General features: G+C 43.4%; 1 protein-coding gene. It reads right to left on the bottom strand.

Annotated features, from left to right (window positions below; all coding sequences use genetic code 11):
- The coding region (locus tag HMPREF2867_RS02570; protein WP_141750982.1) for an IS30 family transposase at nt 1-438 on the bottom strand (438 nt) is incomplete at both ends.

Below are 438 nucleotides of genomic sequence, written 5' to 3'. Positions count from 1 at the left end.
TTTCTTTGGGAAATATTCTCTTAGTAAGCCATTTGCGTTTTCATTGCTTCCTCTCTGCCAGGATGAATAGGCGTCCGCAAAGAAAAAGGAAATTCCTAAGTTCTCTACCAGAGGATAGCAGGCAAACTCTTTTCCCCTGTCTGGAGTGAAGGTTTTAAGAGCCTCTTTTAGAAATAGCTTACAAAGTTGTTTGATGGCTGAAAACATGGATTTGGCTGTTCTGTCTGGTATCTTGAAAGCTAAGTAAAAGCGCGTATTTCGCTCCAGCAAGGTCGCTAAACAGCCCTTGCTTTTGCCTCTGGAAGACACCACAGTATCAAGCTCCCAGTGGCTAAAAGTCTCACGATTCCTGACCTCTTTAGGACGTTTGGCAATTGATGTGCCAATTCTAAATGTCCCACATGTTTCTTTGGGTTGTCGAGTCTTTCCTTTACGACG

It is taken from the genome of Streptococcus sp. HMSC064H09, assembly GCF_001812625.1.
Lineage (GTDB): Bacteria > Bacillota > Bacilli > Lactobacillales > Streptococcaceae > Streptococcus.
This window is presented reverse-complemented; position numbering and strand designations above follow the sequence as displayed.